Source organism: Nocardioides sp. YR527, assembly GCF_900101045.1.
Taxonomy (GTDB): Bacteria; Actinomycetota; Actinomycetes; order Propionibacteriales; family Nocardioidaceae; genus Nocardioides.
Map to the genome: position 1 here is coordinate 193627 of NZ_FNFN01000003.1, position 17921 is coordinate 211547.

The window sequence follows — 17921 nt, forward strand, 5'->3', positions numbered from 1 at the left end:
CTAGACGGTCCACGGCCCGTCCCGGTTGCACCCGGGACGGGCCGGTTCCGGGTGCCTAGGCCGAGGCCATGTCGGGAACGGTCCGAGCGGCCCGCCCGGTCCGCAGGAACAGCAGCGCGACGGCGGAGATCGCGACGACGACGGCAGCGCCGACGTACAGGTTGACCGGCGTCCACGAGGCGTCGAGCAGGCGCCCGGCGAGCATCGGCGACAGGATCGCCCCGATGCGGCCGATGCCGATCGCCCAGCCCATGCCGGTGCTGCGGATCTCGGTGCCGTAGACCGCCGGGGTGATCGTGTAGAGGCCGGCGATGCAGCCGTTGATGAGCGCCCCGACGAGCACGCCGATGATCAGCGCGACGGTGAGCAGCGCCGTGCTGGTGATGAAGACGACCATGGTCAGCGCCGAGAGCACCGTGAAGCCGATCAGGACCAGGCGGCTGTCCAGCCGGGAGGCGATGAGGCCGTAGAGGACCGAGCCGGCGGTGCCGCCCAGTGCCAGCATCATGCCGGCGGTGACCGCGTCCGCCTCGGACATCCCGGAAGTCACCAGCAGCTGCGGGGTCCAGCTGTTGACGAAGTAGAAGCCGAACATCGTCGCCAGGAACGCCACCCAGATGAGCAGGGTCGAGCGGCGCAGATCGGCGCCCAGCAGGACACCGGGGTTGCCGCTCCGACGCCCGGCGGCCGGAACCGGGGCGGAACCGAGCGACTCCGCGGTGACGGCGGGCTGACCGAGCCGCCCGAGGATCCGGTTGATCCGCTCGACCGCCTGACGCGGCTGGCGCTGGACCAGGAAGTCGACCGACTCGGGCAGCAGCACCACGAGGAGGACCAGGGCGATCCCGGTCGCGACGCCACCGGCGACGAAGACGCTGCGCCAGCCGAGGTCGGCCAGCATGCTGCGCGCGGCCACGCCACCCAGGGTGGCGCCGATGCCGTAGCCGGCCGTGTAGAGGCCGATCGCCAGACCGCGCCAGCGCGCCGAGGCGTACTCGCTCGCGATCACGTTGGTGCTGGCCAGGATGCCGCCGACCCCGAGTCCGGTGACGACGCGGGCGAGGCCGAGCAGGACGGCGGTCGGGGCGGCCGCGGAGAGCAGCATGCCGAGGGTCGCCAGGCCGACGCTGATCAGGATCAGCGGCCGGCGTCCGATGACGTCGGCGACCGGCGCGAGCGCGAGCGAGCCGACCGCCATGCCGACCAGACCGGCGCTCAGCAGCACGCCGAGCTCCGAGCCGCTCAGCGCGAACTCCTCGGTCAGCGAGGAGGCCGTGAAGGCCATCGCCATCACGTCGAATCCGTCCAGACAGTTGAGCAGGACGCAGAGGGCGACGACCATCCACTGGTAGGGAGTCATCGCGGCGGCGTCGATGCGCGCACGAAGGTTCATCTCGGGTCTCTTTCGGGGTGGGCGTTCACGGAAGGTGGAGGGTCACGGCGGCCGGTTCGGAGGCTTTGCCGGGCTCGCCGCGGGCGGCACGGGCGACGCAGAGGCACAAGGAGGAGTACGTCTCCTTCTGCTGCTGGCTCAGGAACACGTCGCGGTGGTCGATCCGGCCGCTGACGTCGAGGACCTTGACCTGGCAGATCCCGCACTCGCCCTTGCGGCAGTCCCACATCACGTCGACGCCGGCGTCCTCGAGCGCGTCGAGCATCGAGCTGTCCTTGCCGACGCGGACCGAGCGGTCGAGCTGGGGGAGGTGCACGACGAAGTCCTCCGCCGCCCAGGCGCCGCTGCTGCCGAAGGTCTCGAACCGCAGGTTGGGCTCGGGCAGCTCATGGGCCACCCAGGCACGGCGGATCGCGTCCATCAGCCGGATCGGCCCGCACATGTACATCTCGGTCCGCGTCGGAGCGGCCGAGCCGGCGATCCCGCCGACCAGCGTCTCCACGTCGAGGCGTACGTCCTCGTCGTCGACGAACACCCGCACGCGATCGCCGTGCACCTCGACGAGCTCGTCGAGGTAGGCCATCACGGCGCGCCGCCGGCCGGCCAGGACGAGCGTGTAGTCGGCGCCGCGGCGGCGCAGGGTGTCGGCCATCGCCACCAGCGCGGTGACGCCGATGCCGCCCGCGACCAGTACGTAGCGGTCCGCGCCGACCCCGAGCGGGAAGCTCTGGACCGGACCGGTCATCTCGACGACGTCACCGACGCGGAGGCCGTGCATGTGCCGCGATCCGCCGCGGGACGTCGGCGCGAGCTGGACGCCGAGGGTGAGCCGGCGGCCGCCGTCCTCGGAGCGGACGACCGAGTAGGAGCGCTTCCGGACGTGCCCGGAGAGGTCGAGTCGCAGGTCGACGTGGGCGCCGGGGACGGCGTGGACGGGGCGGTCGGGGGCGAGCACGACGCGGCGTACGCCCTCAGCGAGATCGGAGGTCTCGACCACGCGGCCCTGCTGCCACCAGGTCTGGGTGTTCACTGCCATGGCGGCCGCCTCACTTCGCAGCCGCGGCGGCGGGGAGACCCTCCGCCTGCAGCATGCGGTCCAGGATCCGGCGTACCCACATCCCGCCGGCGTCGATGTTGAGGCTGTAGAACTCGTGGTCCGGGTTGGCGTCGATCGCGCGCTGCTGGGCGGCCAGCATGTCCTCGTCCTCGCCGAAGACGCCGTGGACCCCTTGGCGCAGCTGGGTCGTGATGGTCTGGCTCTCCAGGCGGTAGTTGCGCATGAAGGCCCAGAAGTAGTGCGACGTGCGCGCGGTCTCGGGGGTGATCGTGTTCATCACGAAGCCGTTCACGCCCTGGCTGCGGTCGCCCTCGGGGGCGCCGGTGCCGGCCTTGGCGACGCCGACGTCGATGCGGATCGTCGAGGGCGCCTCGAAGTGGATGATCTGCCAGCGGTCGACCTTCCCGGTGAAGCCGGGGAACCGGTCGCGCATGTTCTTCAGCCAGAACGGAGGCGCGTCGATGTCGCGCATCCAGCGGGTCACGGTCACGCCGCGATCGGTGTGGCTCACCTCGAACTCGGCCTCGGAGAGCTCGTCCTGACCGATGCTCGAGCTGTGCACGAACTCCTCGTGGGTGAGGTCCATCAGGTTGTCGAGCACGAGCTGGTAGTTGCAGGGCGCGTAGATCGTCTCGCCGTCGCCGGCCCACTCCGGGGAGTCCATCTGGTGCATGTCCGGAACGCAGGAGGGGTCGGCCAGGTCGGGGTCGCCCACCCAGACCCACACGTAGCGATGGCGCTCCACGACCGGGTAGGAGGGGACGATCGCGCTCGGGTTGATCGTCTCCTGCGCGGGCATGCTCGTGCAGCGGCCGGCGGAGTTGTAGCGCAGCCCGTGGTAGGGGCACTGGATCTCGTCGCCGAGCACCTTGCCCTTCGACAGCGGCGCCAGCCGGTGCCAGCAGGCGTCGGCGAGCGCGACGGCACGGCCGTCGCTGTTGCGCCACAGCGCCAGCGGGCGGTCCGCGATGGTGCGGGCGAGCGGCTGCTTCGCGGTCACCTCGTGGTCCCACGCCGCGACGTACCAGGCGTTGCGGGGGAAGTTGAAGATCTTGCTGGCGGCGGTGACCGGCGGCGAATCCAGGATGGTCATGGAGAAACTCCCTATGGAGATAGGTGTTGTGCTCGTCACAAACTACCTATCTCTATAGTGAGTGGCAAGAGTTGGATACGCTCGCGCCACGATCACTGCGTGAAGAGGGGGTCACGATGTCGCTGAGGTACGCGCTGCTCGCGCTGCTCACCTCACGCCCGATGACCGGCTACGACGTCTCCAAGCAGTTCAGCCAGTCGGTCGCCCACGTGTGGCACGCGCCCGACTCGCAGATCTATCCGGAGCTCAACCGGATGGAGCGCGACGGCCTGCTCGAGTCCACGGTCGTGCCGTGGGGCAAGAAGGGCACCAAGAAGGAGTACGCCGTCACCGAGGCCGGGATCGCGGCCTTCCGGGAGTGGATGGACGCGCCCATCGAGATCCGCCGGCAGCGCGAGCCCGCCTACCTCAAGGCGGCCTACCTGGAGTGGGCCGAACCCGGCGCCGCGCGCGCCGAGCTGGAGCAGTTCCGCGACCACTGGACCGAGCACCTGACCATGCTCGAGGCCACCCGCGCCACCCTCGTCGACCGCAGCCACCCCACGCTCGCCCGACGGCTCGAGCACTACGACGCGAACCAGTGGGACCGCATCGTGCGCTACAAGATCTTCGCCTACGACGGCCTGATCGACCAGGCCCGCGCCGCGGTCGCCTGGGCCGAGCGGGGTCTCGTGCTCGTCGACGAACTGGAGGGCTCGACCGTCGACTGAGCGGTCACGCCGGCAGGCGTACGTGGAACCGGCAGCCGGTCGCCGCCGGAAGGTTCTCCACCCAGACCCTGCCGCGGTGCGCGTCGACGAGGCCCTTGACGATGGCGAGACCGAACCCGGCGCCCTGGGCGCCGGCGCCGCCGGCTCCCTCGGGTGCGGTCGGGGTGCGCGCGGGGCTGCCCTGCCAGCCGAGATCGAAGACGCGCTCCATGTCGCCGGGATCCAGGCCGCCACAGCCGTCGCTGACGCTGAGATCGACGCTGCGTACGTCTCCGGGGGCCATCCGGCAGTGCACCTCGACAGTGCCGTCCGCGGGGGTGTGGCGGATGGCGTTCATCAGCAGGTTGGAGACGACGCGGGACAGGCTGGCCGGGTCGGCGGTGATCTCGAGGCCGTCCTCGACCTCGCCACCGAGCCGGACCCGCCGCTCCCGGGCGACTGGGTCGGCCCCGGCCAGCGCCTCGCTGACCAGGTCGCCGAGCAGGACCGGCTCCGGGGTCAGCGTCAGGGCGCCGGCCTGGATCCGGGACAGCTCGAAGAGGTCGTCCACGAGCCTCGCCAGCCGCTCGACCTCGACGCGGATGCGCTGGTGATAGCGGTGGGGGTCGGCGGCGATGCCGTCCTCGAGGGCCTCGGCCATCGCCCGCAGCCCGGCGAGCGGCGTACGCAGATCGTGGGCGACCCAGGAGATCAGCTCGCGGCGAGACTCCTCGAGCCGGGCCTCCCGTGCGCTGGCCTCCTCGAGCCGCCGCTGGGTCTCGGCGAGCTCGGCCGACAGCGACCGGAGCTCGCGCGGCCCGCTCTCGGCAGGCTGCTGATGGCCCCCGAGCACCATCTGCCGGGCCTGCTGCTGGACCGCGCCCGACCAGCGCACCATCGCAGAGCCGATGACGAACGCCACCAGGATCGCCACCACCACGGCGATCGAGGTGACCACGGTGATGACCTGCAGGTCGTGGCCGGAGAGGAACATGAGCCACGCGATCCCGAGTACGCCACCGAAGACCGTCAGCACCGCGACGGCGGCGACCAGGGTGAGCTGCCAGCGGATCGACCAGCGGCGGGTCAGCCAGGCGACCAGGAGCCCCGCCAGACCGACGGCGAGCCCGGCGCCGGCGGCGACGAGGGCGATCTGGACGGCGTCGGCGGTCTTCATGCGCGTGCCTCCACGGGCTCCCAGCGATAGCCGACGCCCCAGACCGTCACCAGCCGCTCCGGCCGGGTCGGGTCGGACTCGATCTTCTCCCTCAGCCGGCGTACGTGGACCGTGACCGTCGAGCGGTCGCCGATCGTCCATCCCCAGACGTGCTCGAGCAGATCCTCCCGGGTGAAGGCCTTGCCGGGATGGGCGATCAGGTAGCGGAGCAGGTCGAACTCGCGGGTGGTCAAGGACAGCTCCGCCCCGGCACTGGTCGCCACCCGCCGGTCCGCGTCGACCACCAGGGAGCCGTCGGAGACCACGCCGCCCTCGCCGGAGTGGCCGGTGCGCTTGAGCACGGAGTCGACGCGCAGCACCAGCTCCCGCGGGCTGAACGGCTTGCCCACGTAGTCGTCGGCGCCCAGTTCGAGGCCCATGATCCGGTCGGCCTCGCTGCCGAGCGCGGTGAGCATGATGATCGGCACCTCGCTCGTCTGCCGCAGCCGACGGCACACCTCCAGCCCGTCGATGTCGGGCAGCATCAGGTCGAGGACGACGATGTCGGCGGGTCGCTCGCTCATCGCGCGCAGCGCCTGCTCGCCGTCGCCGGCCTCGACGACGTCGTGCGCGCCCGCGCGCAGATAGGAGGCCAGCACCTCGCGAACGGTGAGGTCGTCGTCGACCACAAGCACACGTGCCATCGGTCCCTACTCCTCCTCGACGTTCGTCCGGGCGGGCTGTCGTGAGCGTAGTTCGCCGAGGGCGACGGCGACACCGGCGCACACGCACAGGGTCGCGAAGACCAGCAGCCCCTGGGTGTAGTCGCGGTCGAGCAGCGTCGGGTTGTCCGGTTTCGCACCGAACCGGTCGAGGACCGGGATCGCGATCAGAGCCGCCGGCCCGAGCAGCACGAGCACCGTCACCGCACCGCGGGCGACCGCCCGTGGCAGCAGCCGGCCACCGACCCACCCGAGCCCGAGCACCATCGGCGCCAGGATCCCGTCGTGGATCACGACGGCCGCCGCGAGCCAGAGCACTACCTCGACGATCTGGCCGAGGTCCTGTCGGCTCACCAGCAGCCAGGCTCCATACGCCATCCCTACCGTGCCGAGAAGGATGAGCCCTCCGCGCGTCGCTCTCATCCGAGCACCTCGATCCGGGAGACCCATTTCGTCTGCATGACCCCGGGACGGTCGGGCGCGATCAGCCGGACCGGGTAGCCGTGGTCCATCGAGAGCGTCTCGCCGTCGAGCACGAGGGCCATCAGGGTCCGGTCGTCGTCGGCGAAGTTCGGCGGAAGCACCGTGTCGGCCGAGGCGCTGAACGTCTGGATCGACCGGACCCGCACCTCGCGTCCAGGTGGGGCGCCGACCAGGTCGAGCAGGTCGCGGAGGCGTACGCCGCCCCACTCGCCGGCGACGCTCCAGCCCTCGACGCAGGCGATCGGGAGGATGTGGGTGCGCTGCTTCATGGCGACCAGGTCGTCGCGGGTCAGCGACCGCGTCGTGGCGCCGTGGACGACCTCGAGCCGGTAGGCGGCGCTGCTGGCCTCGGCGACCACTCCGGCCGAGTGCGCGGTGCGGTTGATCGGGATGCCGTGCTCACGGGAACGTGGGGAGAGGGCGGCGATCCGACTGAGACCCGGGACGGTGCCCGCCGCGTAGAGCACGGCCGCGGCGACCGCGGAGGTGCCGGCCAGGGCCAGTACGCCGCGCCGGCTGACCGAGCCCGGTCGGACCGCGTTCGGCCGGTCGTGGGAGGTGTCGTCGACGTCGCCCTTCAGGGCGTCGCGGATGATCGGGAGCTTCACCGCGATGTGCACCAGCAGCGCCCCGACGGCGACGAACGCGAGCGCGTAGTGGGTGCTGCGGAAGCTGAAGCCCCACGGATACCACTGGGCGACGTTGAGGAGGCCGGTGGCGAGCTGGACGATCGACGTACTGACCAGGACGGCGATCGAGCCGCGCTCCAGTGCGGTCGGCAGCGCCTCGCGGACCTGGCGCGGCAGCGGCTGGAAGAGCTTGGGGAAGACGACCCAGAGCTTGATCAGCAGCAGCGGGATCGCCGCGGTGCCGGCGGCGACGTGCAGGCCCTGGGTGACCCGGTAGAACCACGACGGGCTGGCCGGGAGCGGCACCGGTTGGTGGTCGACCTGGGCGTAGTGGCTGATCAGCCCGGTCGCGAGCGCGACCAGGAAGCAGATCCCGAGCCACAGCCCGACCCGTGCGGCGACCGCGGCGCTGCGCAGGCGCGAGGTGAACGAGTCCTCCGAGGGGATTCTCATGCGGCGTCCTCCACGAGTACGGCGACCCAGCGGTCACCGGCGGGGGTGAGCGGGGCCGGGGCTGACGGGCGGGGCAGTGCCCGCGGATGCGGGAGCGGCTCGAGCCGCCTCACCGCGAGTCCGACCTCGGTGGCGATCGATCCGATCGCGTCGGCGCCGACGACCGCCCACGGGAACTGCGAGGAGCCACCGCAGTCGCAGACCAGCTCAGCGAGCAACGGGCCGCTCGGTGTCCCGGGCGGATGCACCTCGGCGACGACCCGGCCACCCGGCACCAGCAGTCGGCGTACGCGGGCGAGGAGGGCGAGCGGGTCCCCGCCGATCCCGAGGTTGCCGTCGGCGAGGAGAGCGGTCGCCCACCAGCCCTCGCCGGGCAGGGGTTCGAAGAGATCGCGACGGACCGCGCGGCCACCACGGGCCTCGGTCTGGGCAACGGCCTCCGCGACGACGTCGACGCCGAGCGACGGCAGGCCCCGAGCGGTGAGCGCTTCGGTCATCCGGCCCGGGCCGCAGCCGAGGTCGACCGTCGGTCCGGCGCAGTGCGAGAGCAGGGCGAGGTCCGCGGCGTCGGCGGTGCGGGTCCAGTCCTCGACCGGAAGTCGGGAGGACCTGCCGTCGACGCTCACCACCCGGCACTCCTCGCGGGCGAAGGCATGCGCGAACGCCGTCTCGGCCGCCACCGCGGTCATCGGGCGACCCGCGCGATCTCGGCCGCGGTCATGGCGAACCGGGTGGTCGGGGCGGCCGCGGCGACGGGCGCGACGTCGGCGAGGTGGTCGACGTCGCGCAGCCGCTCACCGGCGGTGACCCGGAGGCCGAGTGCTTCGAGGGCGGAGCGGGTGGCTGCGTACGTCTGGGGGGTGGACATGGGGACGTCGCGCAGCGCGGTGGCGGCCGACGGGTCGCGGAGCGCCAGGGCCCACCAGCCGCCGTCCTCGGCAGGAGCGAGCACGGCATCGGCCGCCCCCAGACCGTCGGCCACGGCGAGCAGTCCGTCCGGGGTCACCTGCGGGGTGTCCATGCCGATCTGCACCACCGGTCCGGTGACCTCGGAGTGGGCGTGCGCGAGTCGCTCGCCGAGTCCGTCTCCGCGTTGCCGGGCGAGGGTCCACCCGGCGAGAGCGGTCCGGATCTCGTCCGCCCGGACTCCCTCGGCGAGATCGCCGGAGAGGGCGAGCCGGCACCGGTCCGGTCCCACCGCCAACGTGCACACCTCGATCGTGTCCAGCAGCGCGGCCGCCGCCACCGCGGTGGCGGTCGCCACCCCGACCCCGGCCGCCAGCCGGGTCTTCACCAGGCCGGGCACCGGTGCCTTGGCGACGAGGAGGAGGGTCGGCGTCGTCACGAGAGCACCCGCCAGAAGTCGTACGCCGCAAGCAGGCTGCCCCGCACGGAGCCCGAGACCTTCGAGCGGGTCCCGGCCGCCCGAGGGTGGTAGTCGACGTCGATCTCGTGGACGCGCCAGCCGGCCCGGGCCGCGCGATCGAGGAGCTCGACCGGATAGCCCGAGCGCCGGTCCTCCACGCCGAGCCCGAGCAGCGCCTCCCGGCGGGCCGCGCGCAGCGGGGCGATGTCACGCACCCGCAGGCCGGTGCGCCTCCGCAGTGCGGTCAGGACCAGCCGGTTGCCGACCAGGGCGTGCCACGGCTGGGCGCCCCGGACCACCGGCCTGCGGCGGCCCAGCGCCAGGTCGGCCTCGTCGCGCCTGATCGTCTCGACCAGGGGCAGCGCGGCAGCGGGATCGAAGGAGCCGTCGCCGTCCATTACGACGACGAAGGGAGCGGTCGCAGCCAGCAGGCCGGCGTGCACCGCCGCCCCGTACCCCGGCCGAGACTCCGACACCACCCGCGCCCCCTGCGCGCGGGCGACGTCGGCAGTGCCGTCCGTCGAGCCGTTGTCGACGACGATCACGGAGAGTCCCGCCGGCACCCGCGGCAGCAGCTCGCGCAGGGCTGCGGCCTCGTCGCGGCAGGGCAGCACGAGGTCGATCTCTGGGTCTGGGTCGGGGCTGGTTTCGGCCATGCGATCGACTCTAGGAACGCGTCGCCGCCGATGGGGCCCGCAGATCTTACGGTCCGATGACGGGCCCCGTGCGCCGGCGGTCATCGAGCCGTCACGGACCTACGCTCGCAGTCGTGAACTCCTCAGCTCACCGCGCCGCCATGGTGGGGTTCGTCGTCACGGTCGCCCTCGTCGTGACGGCCGTCGTCGTGCCGCCCCTCTTCGACTGGCAGGTGTGGCCACGGGTGCACCTCGACGACGGCACGTTCGCCCCGCTCCACGGATACCCGCAGGTCAAGGTGGGTATCGGCACGCTGCCGGCGGTCCTGCTCGCGCTCGCGTCGCTGCGCTGGGCGGACCCGATGTCAAGGCGGCTGCCCTGGCGACGCCTGCTCCTGGTCGCGTACGCCGCCGGGCTGGTGTGGCTGCTGGCGCTGGCGCTGGTGGACGGCCCCGAGGGCATCTCGCGGGTGCTGGGGAACCCGACCGAGTACCTCGAAACGGCCAGGTCCGTCGACGACGTCCCGGGGCTGCTGCGGGAGTACGTCTCCCGGATCCCCTACGACGCCCCGGCAGGGAACTGGCCGGTCCACATCGCCGGGCACCCGCCCGGGATGGTGCTCTTCTTCGTGCTCCTCGTGAAGGTCGGGCTCGGCGGGGACCTGGCCGCCGGCCTGGTCGTCACGGTGATCGCCGCGACCCTGCCGTTGGCGGTCATGACGACGGTCCGTGTCCTCGGTGCCGAGGATGCGGCCCGGGCGGCGGCGCCGTACCTGGTGCTGTCCCCGAGCGCGGTGTTCCTGGCGGTCTCGGCCGATGCGGTGATGGCGGTCGCGGTCGCCTGGGGGATGTGTCTCCTCGCGGTCGCCTCGGTCGGGATACGACGGGACGTTTCCGTCGGTCTACCGGCCGGTAACGGACAAGAACGTCCCGTCGTATCCCGCAGGGCGGCCCGGGTGGCGGGCGTCTTCGCGGGGATCCTCCTTGGGTACGTCGTGTTCATGTCGTACGGGCTCTTGCTCGCCGGGGTCCTCGCGCTCGCGGTGATCTGGGTGGGCGGGGGGTGGCGGGTCCTGCCGATCGCGATCGCGTCCGCGGTGGCCGTTGCTCTCGCCTTCGCCGTCGGCGGCTTCGCCTGGTGGGAGGCGTACCCCGTGCTGGTCGACCGCTATTGGGACGGGCTGGCGCACCAGCGTCCCGGCGCGTACTGGACCTGGGGGAACCTGGCCGCGCTCGCGATCAGCGCAGGGCCGCTCGTCGGTGCCGGGCTCGGTGCCACCTGGGCCGCCCGTCGCGACCGGGCCGACCGGGTGGTCGTGGTCCTGGTCGCGGCCGCGGTGATCATGGTCGCTCTCGCGGACGCCTCCCAGATGAGCCGGGCGGAGGTGGAGCGGATCTGGCTGCCGTTCATCCCCTGGCTCACCCTCGGCTGCGCCCTCCTACCCGAGCGCTGGCGCCGCCCTGGTCTGGCCCTCCAGCTCGGCACCGCCCTGCTCGTCCAGCACCTCCTCTACACCAGCTGGTGACTGCCCGCTGGTCTCGACACGCCTTCGCCTAGCGGCTCCGGCGGCTCGACCAGCGGGGGATCGGCTACGACCGCAGGGGAGCGGTGGCGAAGGCGGGGAGACCGACCTCCGGCAGCACCTGGGCGCGGAAGCCGAGCTCCTTCTCCGCGAGCTCCGGGGAGGCGACGACATGGCGTACGTCCCCGATCCGGTAGCGCCCGGTGACCACCGGCGCGACCTCCGTCCGAGTTCCGCGCGCGACCAGCGAGGCCACCTCGCTGATCGTGACCGGATGCCCGGACGCGACGTTGTAGGCGGCCAGCTCGCCGGGTGACCGCTCGGAGGTCGCCTCCAGCGCAGCCAGGTTGGCGCGCGCCACGTCGTCGACGTGGACGAAGTCGCGCTGCTGGCCGCCGTCCTCGAAGACCTGAGGCGCCTCGCCCCGCTCCAAGGAGGACCGGAAGATGGCGGCGACCCCGGAGTAGGGCGTGTCCGCCGGCATGTGCGGCCCGTAGACGTTGTGGTAGCGCAGCGCGATCGCCGTCGCGTCGGCCTGGCGCGCCCACGCGGAGGCGTAGTGCTCCTGGGCGACCTTGCTGGCGGCGTACGAGCTGCGGGGGTCGAGCCGGGCGGACTCGGCCACCGCCGCCCAGGCCAGCGCGCCGCCGCAGAGGTCGCAGTGGTTCTCGAAGTCTCCGGAGTCGAGCGCGGCCCGCGAGCGCGGCGGCGGGACCCGGTCACCGTGGGTCGCGCAGACATAGCGGCCCTCGCCGTAGACGACCATCGAAGAGGCGAGCACCAGCCGGGAGACCCCGTGCTCGCTCATCGCGGCCAGGAGCGCGGCGGTGCCGAGGTCGTTGTGCGCGGCGTACAGCGGGAGATCGGCCACCGTGACCCCGGCGCCGACGACCGCGGCCTGGTGGCAGACCGCGTCGATGCCATCCAGCAGGTCGCCCCAGCCGCCGGCGTCGCGGACGTCGAGGAGGTGGGTCCCGGGCGGCGCCGCGGCGGTCTCGCCGTGGGCCATCGGCAACAGCACGTCGACACGTACGACCTCGTGCCCGGCATCCTCCAGGGCCCGGCCGATAGCGGTGCCGATGAAACCGGCGGACCCGGTGAGCAGGACCCTCACGGGATCTCGTAGGCGAGCTGCTTGCCCTCGGCCCAGGTCGAGCAGGGACAGTCGACCGGGTCGGGCAGGCCGCCGATCGTGTCGGTCAGGATGGTGCGCATCCGCTCCAGGTTGGCGGCGAAGAGCGCGTAGACGTCGTCCTCGTCGACGCCCTCGCCCTCGGCCGCGCCCGCGTCCATGTCGGTGACCAGGCACAACGGCGCGTAACACATCCGCAGCTCGCGGGCGAGCGCCGCCTCCGGGGCGCCGGTCATCCCGACCAGCGTCCAGCCCTGGGCGGCATGGTGGACCGACTCCGCGCGTGTCGAGAACCGCGGCCCCTCGATCACGATGAGCGTGCCACCGGACTTCACGGACGGGTCGGCGGACACGTACGCCTTGGCGATCCGCGCGCAGTAGGGGTCGGCCAGAGGTACGTGGGTCGCGCCGGTCTCCACGTAGCTGGGGATCCGGCGCCAGGTGCGGTCGACGAGCTGGTCGGGGGTGACCAGGTCGCCGGTGGCGACGGCATCCGGCCGGAGACCGCCGACGGCGCTGGGGGAGAGCACCTGGGTCACGCCGAGCGACTTCAGCGCCCAGAGGTTGGCCCGGTAGGGGATGGCGTGCGGCGGGTACTCGTGCGAGCGGCCGTGGCGGGGCACGAAGGCCACCGACCGCCCCGCGACGGTGCCTATCGTCACCGGCGCGGAAGGATCGCCGTAAGGGGTCTCGACCGCCACCTCCTCGGCATCGGTCAAGAACTCGTAGAGCCCGGTCCCGCCGATGACCCCGACCTCGGCGAGGCGTGCCTGTCCCATGTCCAGCCCAGTCATGCCCTCACTGTGCCAGCGCTGGTCCCTGGGCGACAGGGGTCGACGCATCCGTCACCGTTCGGTAATACCTGCGGTGAGTCGCGTGGGTCTCGACCCGCTTTGCGGGTTCGCAGGCTCGAACGTCGGTGGTCGCGGGCACAATGCGACGGCGTGGGAAGACGTACGTCGCTGGGCGCGCTGGTCGTCCTGCTGGCGGTCGCCGGCTGGGCGATCTCGTTGTGGCTGCCCGACGAGGCTCCGGCGACACGACATACGTCTCCGGGTACGCCTCCGATGGCGATCCCGCAGGCTTCGCCGGGGCCGGTCGACGTGCCCGAGGTGCGCGGTGATCTCGCCGCGTTGGCGACGGTCGCGAGGCGACCCGACGGGCTGGCCGGCTACGTACGCTCGTCGTTCGGCGGAGGCTGGGCCGACAGCGACGGCAACGGGTGCAACCAGCGCGACGACGTGCTCCTGCGCGACGCCGTCGAGGTGCGGACCCGGCCGCAGGGCAGCTGCGACCACGACGTGCTCGCCGGGACGTGGGTCGACCCCTACACCGGCAGACGGCTGGTCTTCACCGACCTGAAGGAGCCCGGCCAGGCCCAGGCGATCCAGATCGACCACGTCGTGCCGCTCTCGGAGGCCTGGCGCTCCGGGGCGAGCGCCTGGCCCCCGGACCGGCGCCGAGCCTTCGCCGACGATCTGGGCAACCTGCTCGCCGTCGACGGCCCGACCAACATGGGCAAGAGCGACGACGACCCGGCGGGCTGGCGTCCTCGGAAGGGGTTCCAGTGTGCGTACGCAGCCCGCTGGATCGCGACCAAGGCACGCTGGTCTCTCGCCGTCGACGACAGCGAGAGGCGGGCGCTCGGCGAGATGCTCGGCTACTGCTGAGGGCCTGAGGCTCAGACGGCGCGCCGGTAGTTGGCCATCGCCCGGTCGTACGCCGCCCACGCCCGCCACGACTCCAGCGCCCGTTCGCCCTGGGGCTTGAGGCCGTCGACCTTGTGATAGGACTCGCCGCTCGCGTACTGCGACTCCCGGCCCGTCACCAGCGAGAGCAGCATCGGCAGCACGCTCTCGTCGGTGACCGTGATCGTGCCGACCTGGAAGGTCTCCCGCACCCACTCGGCCCGCTGGTCGGAGCCCAGGACGAGCACCACGGGCAGCTGCGTCGCCCGGGCGATCGCGTCGAGGATCGGCCCGAGCCCGTCGGGCACCCACCGGGCGTCCGACGGAGCGGTAGGCGCCTTCGGGATGCTCATGGTCGTGTATGCCGGGAGCGGGCCGGTCAACGGGCTGGCGATCTTCTCGACCGCCTTCGGTGCCGGGTCGGGAGCGACGTCCGCAGCGACCTCCGGGGCGGGCTTGTCGCCGGCCCTCCGGCGGGGCCTGACGGCGGGGATCTTCGAGGTGAAGTTGAAGCTGCCGGTGCGGGTGGGATCGAGGTGGCGGCCGGGCATCGGCTCGGGTGCCCGGCCGAGGGCCGGCGTCGGCGCCGGTGCGGTGGCCGTCGTGACCAGCTCGGCCGCGTGCTTCCCGTGCGGGCGGATCGACCCGTCGGAGGCGAACTCGAACAGCGCGACCCGGACCTTGTCGGCCCACTCGACCGCGTCCACCGTGAAGCCGGCCCGGCTGAAGAGCGCGACCGTCCGGGCGTCGTAGGCGTAGCCCGCGCCGCGTACGGCACAGACGCTGCGGGCCTCGGTCGGTGCGCGGGTGAGCACGACCTGGGCGACGACGACGTTGTCGGGGCGGCCGCCGATGATGTCGACGTCGGCGGCCGCGGTGCTGCCCGAGGGGGCGGCGTCGGGCCAGCCGAGGGATTGCAGATGCTCCGCGGCGTACTTCTCGGCGTCTTCGCCCGTTCTGGGCTGCCTCGGGGGTGCCAACGTAGGGGTCCTTCCTCGATCCTCCACTCGGGCCTCCCTGCCCGATCGAGATTGGGGAGGATGATAGGCCCGCCGCGTACGTCTTGTCCGGCGGGGTGGCGAATCGGCCCGGGCTGTTCGCTCCTGGCGGATCCAGTCACGTTTGTCGGTGCTCGCCGCTAGCGTGATGTACATGAGGCGCCCGCATGAGAACGTCGCTACGGTCCTGGTGGATCCGCGCGTTCTGGGCGACATCGAGATCCAGCTGATGTCCCTCGACATGCCGCTGTGGCGGGTGTGCGCGGCGCCGATCGTCAAGGACGGTCAGCGACTCGCGTTCCAGGTCCGCAACCGGCTGCTGATGTCCAAGCGCGGCGAGTGGGACTGCGCCAAGGACTGGGTCCCGGTCTGGATCGGCTTCGGCTCCACCTGGGCGTTCCCCGGCGAGGCCATCCCCTGGCCGGCCCACAAGGCGCTGTGGACGCTCCTGGAGGGCTACTCCGACCAGGTCCGCTACAACAAGCGGCTCGGCGGCATCCCTAGGATCCCGCGGCTGCGGGAAGCCTGCTAGGCCGGCTCGAGGAATCGGGGCGTCTGAAGTAGGCGTTCGCTGTCGGCGTGTACATGGCGACGGTCGCGACGATCACCAGCACCACGTGGATGACGCGCACCGTGACGAACACGGTTCCGAGGAGGCCGCCGTCGCTGCCGAGGGCGGCCGCGACCGAGGATCCACCCACGATCTCGAGTGCTGCCGGGACGACGAGGGAGGCAAGACCCGCCACGCTCAGGAGGCCGGTCAGTGCGAGCCGTGCGGTCCGGGAGCCGCGTACGAGGCCGGTGATGAGTGCGGCCGCGGCCGCGTAGACGGCCACGCGGATGCCGAGGCCGAGCCAGTCGCCGGGTTCCATGGCGCCCTCGCCGAGGATCCGGGTCACGGCGAGCACCGACTCGATCACGCCGGCGGCGACCGCGCCCGCCCAGGCGATGCTCGCGAGCTTGATGGTGTGGGGAAGAGATCGCCGAGGTGTCATGGGGGAAGAGTCACGGACGGGCACCCGCGATCGGATCCCTCTGTGGAGCCATCCGTCCCCCTACGTGCGTACGGGGACGGGTCCCTCCTCCGGCTGACGCTCGATCTGCTTCCAGGTCGGATCGATCGCGGGGAACATGGTGACCACGAAGTACGCGATCCCGCAGACCACCAGCGCCGTGGTCAGGCCGAACGCCGAGACCAGGCTGCCGCCGAGGAGGCCGCCGAGCGGCATCAGCCCCCAGGCGAAGGCCGAGATCAGCGACATCACCCGGCCGAGGACGTGGGCCGGGATCCGCTCGAACTGGATCGCCCCGAGGATCGGGTTGATGAACCCGCTGCTGGTCCCGCCGATCGCGAACACCACGAACACGACCCACAGCGGCGCCCCGAAGGCGAGCACCAGGAACCGTGGGATCCCGGTGATGAGGAAGCAGACCAGGTACGTCGGGTAGCGCCGCATCCGGTCGCCGAGCGCCGCGGCCACGGCCGATCCCAACGCGGAGAAGCCGGAGAAGGTCGCGAACAGCAGGCCGATCGTCTCGGGGCCGGCGTGCTGCTGGCCCCAGACCGGCATCAGCACGCTGCTCCAGGCCAGGTCGATCAGGTTGGTCAGCGCGACCATGAACGCGATCCCGAGGAGGACCCGGTCGCGGCGGAGGAAGTGCCAGCCCTCGGCGAGCTGGGCGCGGTAGGGCGTGGGCCGTGCGACCTGCTCCGCGGGTTCCGGTCCTCGGGCTCGCGTCAGCCCGGCGGTCGTCGTGGCGAGCACCAGAGCACCGAGAGCGAACGAGGCGGCGTCGATCACGATCGCGTCGGTCGCGCCGACCAGACCGATCAGCAGGCCCGCCGCGGCGGCGCCGAGCATGGAGGCGGTGCGTTCGACGAACGAGTGGAGCCCGGTGGCCCGCTCCGTCGGTACGCCGGCCGCCTCGACCAGCTGCGGGATCATCGAGGACTTCGCGGAGTCACCGGGACCGCGCAGCGCGCCGGCCATGGCGACGAGCAGCAGCAGGATCGGGAAGTGCAGGAGGCCTGCTGCGTACAGAAGAGGGATGAGGCCGACCACGACGGCCGAGCCGAGGTCGCAGGCGATCGCGACGCGGCGTGGGCCGATGCGGTCGATCACCGGGCCGCCGAAGATCTTGCTGAGCACCAGCGGGGTCATCTCGAAGAGCGCGATCAGGCCGGCCTTGGCGGGACTACCGGTCGTCTCGAGCACGAACCAGGGCAGCGCCAGCATCGAGATGCGGGTGCCGACCAGCGAGATGGTCTCGGCGGCGAGCCAGCCGTAGAGGGGGAGCTTCATGGCCTATCTCTCCGGGTTTGTCTCGTGGCCGGTGCTGACATGACCTGGCAGTGGGAAGACGTGGAACTGGAACATCACGGCCTCGCCCTCCGGCTCCTCCTCCAGGTCGTCGATGATCTTGTTGACCTGCTCCTCGACGCGTGAGGCCTGGGCGGGTGTCAGCCGGACGACCCGGTCGTTGAGGCCGAAGGTCTCGCGCCACTCCTGAGGGAGGAGCGCCCGCTCCTCGATCGCCTCCTGGAGGCGCTGGGCGTAGATGGTGACGACCGTCTGCAGGTACGCGTCGAGGGTCTCGCGGCCCTCGTCGGTGTCCGGCACGCTGCTGTCGCCGGTGACAGTCGCCTGATGGGCGGCCTTCCACCAGCGCTCCCGGGCGTTGCCGCGGCTCTCGTCGTCCTCGATGAATCCGTGCTGCGCGAGCTGCCGGAGGTGGTAGGACGTCGCGCCGCTGTTGATGCCGAGCCGGGCGGCCAGGGTCGTCGCAGTTGCTGGGCCGTCGACGCGGAGGATGCCGAGCATGCGTACGCGCAAGGGGTGGGTGAGGGCCTTGAGCTGGTCGACTCCGGGGACGATCTCGCGAGCTGCCATGGGTCAACCATAG

General features: G+C 72.1%; 20 protein-coding genes. 4 read left to right on the top strand and 16 right to left on the bottom strand.

All coding sequences use genetic code 11. The annotated features are described in order from the left end of the window. Positions 1–55: 55 nt before the first annotated feature. The 3 genes from BLT25_RS09520 to BLT25_RS09530 are packed head-to-tail and all read right to left on the bottom strand — an operon-like array spanning position 56 to position 3543. Positions 56–1393, bottom strand: a complete 1338-nt coding sequence (locus BLT25_RS09520; protein ID WP_091044824.1) for an MFS transporter — start codon at positions 1391–1393, stop codon at positions 56–58. Positions 1394–1418: 25 nt separating this feature from the next. After that, positions 1419–2429: a PDR/VanB family oxidoreductase gene (locus BLT25_RS09525; protein WP_091044826.1), complete on the bottom strand. Its 1011-nt coding sequence runs from the start codon at positions 2427–2429 to the stop codon at positions 1419–1421. 10 nt (positions 2430–2439) lie between these two features. Then, positions 2440–3543, bottom strand: coding sequence for an aromatic ring-hydroxylating dioxygenase subunit alpha (locus BLT25_RS09530; RefSeq protein ID WP_091044829.1), 1104 nt, complete (start codon positions 3541–3543; stop codon positions 2440–2442). A 116-nt stretch (positions 3544–3659) separates the two neighbouring features. Here BLT25_RS09530 and BLT25_RS09535 point away from each other — a divergent pair, with 116 nt between their 5' ends. After that, positions 3660–4253, top strand: a complete 594-nt coding sequence (locus BLT25_RS09535) for a PadR family transcriptional regulator (RefSeq protein WP_091044832.1) — start codon at positions 3660–3662, stop codon at positions 4251–4253. Between the two features lie 4 nt (positions 4254–4257). On the opposite strand, the gene BLT25_RS09540 is transcribed toward BLT25_RS09535, so the two are convergent. Genes BLT25_RS09540 through BLT25_RS09570 form a run of 7 tightly spaced genes read right to left on the bottom strand, consistent with a single transcriptional unit; the run spans position 4258 to position 9697 of the window. Then, complete coding sequence (locus BLT25_RS09540) at positions 4258–5409, bottom strand: sensor histidine kinase (RefSeq protein WP_091044833.1); 1152 nt, start codon at positions 5407–5409, stop codon at positions 4258–4260. Further along, positions 5406–6092, bottom strand: coding sequence for a response regulator transcription factor (locus BLT25_RS09545; protein WP_091044834.1), 687 nt, complete (start codon positions 6090–6092; stop codon positions 5406–5408). The genes BLT25_RS09540 and BLT25_RS09545 overlap by 4 nt, the downstream gene beginning before the upstream one ends. A 6-nt stretch (positions 6093–6098) precedes the next feature. After that, positions 6099–6533 carry a hypothetical protein gene (locus tag BLT25_RS09550; RefSeq protein ID WP_143033694.1) on the bottom strand — a complete coding sequence of 145 codons (435 nt, stop codon included), beginning with the start codon at positions 6531–6533 and terminating at the stop codon, positions 6099–6101. Further along, a complete protein-coding gene (locus BLT25_RS09555) occupies positions 6530–7675 on the bottom strand; it encodes a molybdopterin-dependent oxidoreductase (RefSeq protein WP_091044836.1) in 1146 nt (381 codons plus the stop codon). Before BLT25_RS09555 ends, BLT25_RS09550 begins: the two co-directional genes overlap by 4 nt. Further along, positions 7672–8364 carry a methyltransferase domain-containing protein gene (locus BLT25_RS09560; RefSeq protein WP_091044837.1) on the bottom strand — a complete coding sequence of 231 codons (693 nt, stop codon included), beginning with the start codon at positions 8362–8364 and terminating at the stop codon, positions 7672–7674. Before BLT25_RS09560 ends, BLT25_RS09555 begins: the two co-directional genes overlap by 4 nt. Next, complete coding sequence (locus BLT25_RS09565; protein WP_091044838.1) at positions 8361–9020, bottom strand: TIGR04282 family arsenosugar biosynthesis glycosyltransferase; 660 nt, start codon at positions 9018–9020, stop codon at positions 8361–8363. Before BLT25_RS09565 ends, BLT25_RS09560 begins: the two co-directional genes overlap by 4 nt. Next, positions 9017–9697, bottom strand: a complete 681-nt coding sequence (locus tag BLT25_RS09570; protein ID WP_091044839.1) for a glycosyltransferase family 2 protein — start codon at positions 9695–9697, stop codon at positions 9017–9019. The genes BLT25_RS09565 and BLT25_RS09570 overlap by 4 nt, the downstream gene beginning before the upstream one ends. 113 nt (positions 9698–9810) lie before the next feature. Here BLT25_RS09570 and BLT25_RS09575 point away from each other — a divergent pair, with 113 nt between their 5' ends. Further along, positions 9811–11202, top strand: coding sequence for a hypothetical protein (locus BLT25_RS09575; RefSeq protein WP_091044840.1), 1392 nt, complete (start codon positions 9811–9813; stop codon positions 11200–11202). 64 nt (positions 11203–11266) lie between these two features. Here the strand turns inward: BLT25_RS09575 and BLT25_RS09580 are convergent, their stop codons facing one another. Together BLT25_RS09580 and BLT25_RS09585 are read right to left on the bottom strand one after the other, a co-directional pair. Beyond that, a complete protein-coding gene (locus BLT25_RS09580; protein WP_091044841.1) occupies positions 11267–12313 on the bottom strand; it encodes an NAD-dependent epimerase/dehydratase family protein in 1047 nt (348 codons plus the stop codon). Beyond that, complete coding sequence (locus tag BLT25_RS09585; protein WP_091044842.1) at positions 12310–13125, bottom strand: S-methyl-5'-thioadenosine phosphorylase; 816 nt, start codon at positions 13123–13125, stop codon at positions 12310–12312. The genes BLT25_RS09580 and BLT25_RS09585 overlap by 4 nt, the downstream gene beginning before the upstream one ends. 150 nt (positions 13126–13275) lie before the next feature. Here BLT25_RS09585 and BLT25_RS09590 point away from each other — a divergent pair, with 150 nt between their 5' ends. Next, positions 13276–14001, top strand: coding sequence for an HNH endonuclease family protein (locus tag BLT25_RS09590; protein WP_143033695.1), 726 nt, complete (start codon positions 13276–13278; stop codon positions 13999–14001). A gap of 11 nt (positions 14002–14012) precedes the next feature. On the opposite strand, the gene BLT25_RS09595 is transcribed toward BLT25_RS09590, so the two are convergent. Continuing rightward, positions 14013–14999, bottom strand: a complete 987-nt coding sequence (locus BLT25_RS09595; protein ID WP_091044861.1) for a restriction endonuclease — start codon at positions 14997–14999, stop codon at positions 14013–14015. 172 nt (positions 15000–15171) lie between these two features. On the opposite strand from BLT25_RS09595, the gene BLT25_RS09600 reads away from it, so the two are divergent. Next, on the top strand, positions 15172–15549 hold the full coding sequence (locus tag BLT25_RS09600) for a hypothetical protein (protein WP_256328524.1): 378 nt from the start codon (positions 15172–15174) through the stop codon (positions 15547–15549). Here BLT25_RS09600 and BLT25_RS09605 read toward each other — a convergent pair. From BLT25_RS09605 to BLT25_RS09615, 3 genes are read right to left on the bottom strand one after another with little or no spacing between them, the layout of a single operon-like run. Beyond that, entirely contained in the window at positions 15518–16012 is a 495-nt protein-coding gene (locus tag BLT25_RS09605) for a hypothetical protein (protein ID WP_091044865.1), read from the bottom strand. The genes BLT25_RS09600 and BLT25_RS09605 overlap by 32 nt on opposite strands. 60 nt (positions 16013–16072) lie before the next feature. Continuing rightward, a complete protein-coding gene (locus tag BLT25_RS09610; protein WP_091044867.1) occupies positions 16073–17320 on the bottom strand; it encodes an MFS transporter in 1248 nt (415 codons plus the stop codon). 3 nt (positions 17321–17323) lie between these two features. Further along, the gene (locus tag BLT25_RS09615) at positions 17324–17908 is read right to left on the bottom strand and encodes a helix-turn-helix domain-containing protein (RefSeq protein WP_091044869.1); all 585 of its coding nucleotides are present in this window, start codon (positions 17906–17908) and stop codon (positions 17324–17326) included. Between the last annotated feature and the right edge of the window lie 13 nt (positions 17909–17921).

Coding starts and splice junctions, on each gene's coding strand:
- BLT25_RS09570 (WP_091044839.1), bottom strand. CDS start 9,697: ATGGCCGAAACCAGCCCCGACCCAGACCCAGAGATCGACCTCGTGCTG.
- BLT25_RS09610 (WP_091044867.1), bottom strand. CDS start 17,320: ATGAAGCTCCCCCTCTACGGCTGGCTCGCCGCCGAGACCATCTCGCTG.
- BLT25_RS09530 (WP_091044829.1), bottom strand. CDS start 3,543: ATGACCATCCTGGATTCGCCGCCGGTCACCGCCGCCAGCAAGATCTTC.
- BLT25_RS09550 (WP_143033694.1), bottom strand. CDS start 6,533: ATGAGAGCGACGCGCGGAGGGCTCATCCTTCTCGGCACGGTAGGGATG.
- BLT25_RS09555 (WP_091044836.1), bottom strand. CDS start 7,675: ATGAGAATCCCCTCGGAGGACTCGTTCACCTCGCGCCTGCGCAGCGCC.
- BLT25_RS09600 (WP_256328524.1), top strand. CDS start 15,172: ATGAGGCGCCCGCATGAGAACGTCGCTACGGTCCTGGTGGATCCGCGC.
- BLT25_RS09560 (WP_091044837.1), bottom strand. CDS start 8,364: ATGACCGCGGTGGCGGCCGAGACGGCGTTCGCGCATGCCTTCGCCCGC.
- BLT25_RS09520 (WP_091044824.1), bottom strand. CDS start 1,393: ATGAACCTTCGTGCGCGCATCGACGCCGCCGCGATGACTCCCTACCAG.
- BLT25_RS09605 (WP_091044865.1), bottom strand. CDS start 16,012: ATGACACCTCGGCGATCTCTTCCCCACACCATCAAGCTCGCGAGCATC.
- BLT25_RS09525 (WP_091044826.1), bottom strand. CDS start 2,429: ATGGCAGTGAACACCCAGACCTGGTGGCAGCAGGGCCGCGTGGTCGAG.
- BLT25_RS09540 (WP_091044833.1), bottom strand. CDS start 5,409: ATGAAGACCGCCGACGCCGTCCAGATCGCCCTCGTCGCCGCCGGCGCC.
- BLT25_RS09545 (WP_091044834.1), bottom strand. CDS start 6,092: ATGGCACGTGTGCTTGTGGTCGACGACGACCTCACCGTTCGCGAGGTG.
- BLT25_RS09585 (WP_091044842.1), bottom strand. CDS start 13,125: ATGACTGGGCTGGACATGGGACAGGCACGCCTCGCCGAGGTCGGGGTC.
- BLT25_RS09535 (WP_091044832.1), top strand. CDS start 3,660: ATGTCGCTGAGGTACGCGCTGCTCGCGCTGCTCACCTCACGCCCGATG.
- BLT25_RS09615 (WP_091044869.1), bottom strand. CDS start 17,908: ATGGCAGCTCGCGAGATCGTCCCCGGAGTCGACCAGCTCAAGGCCCTC.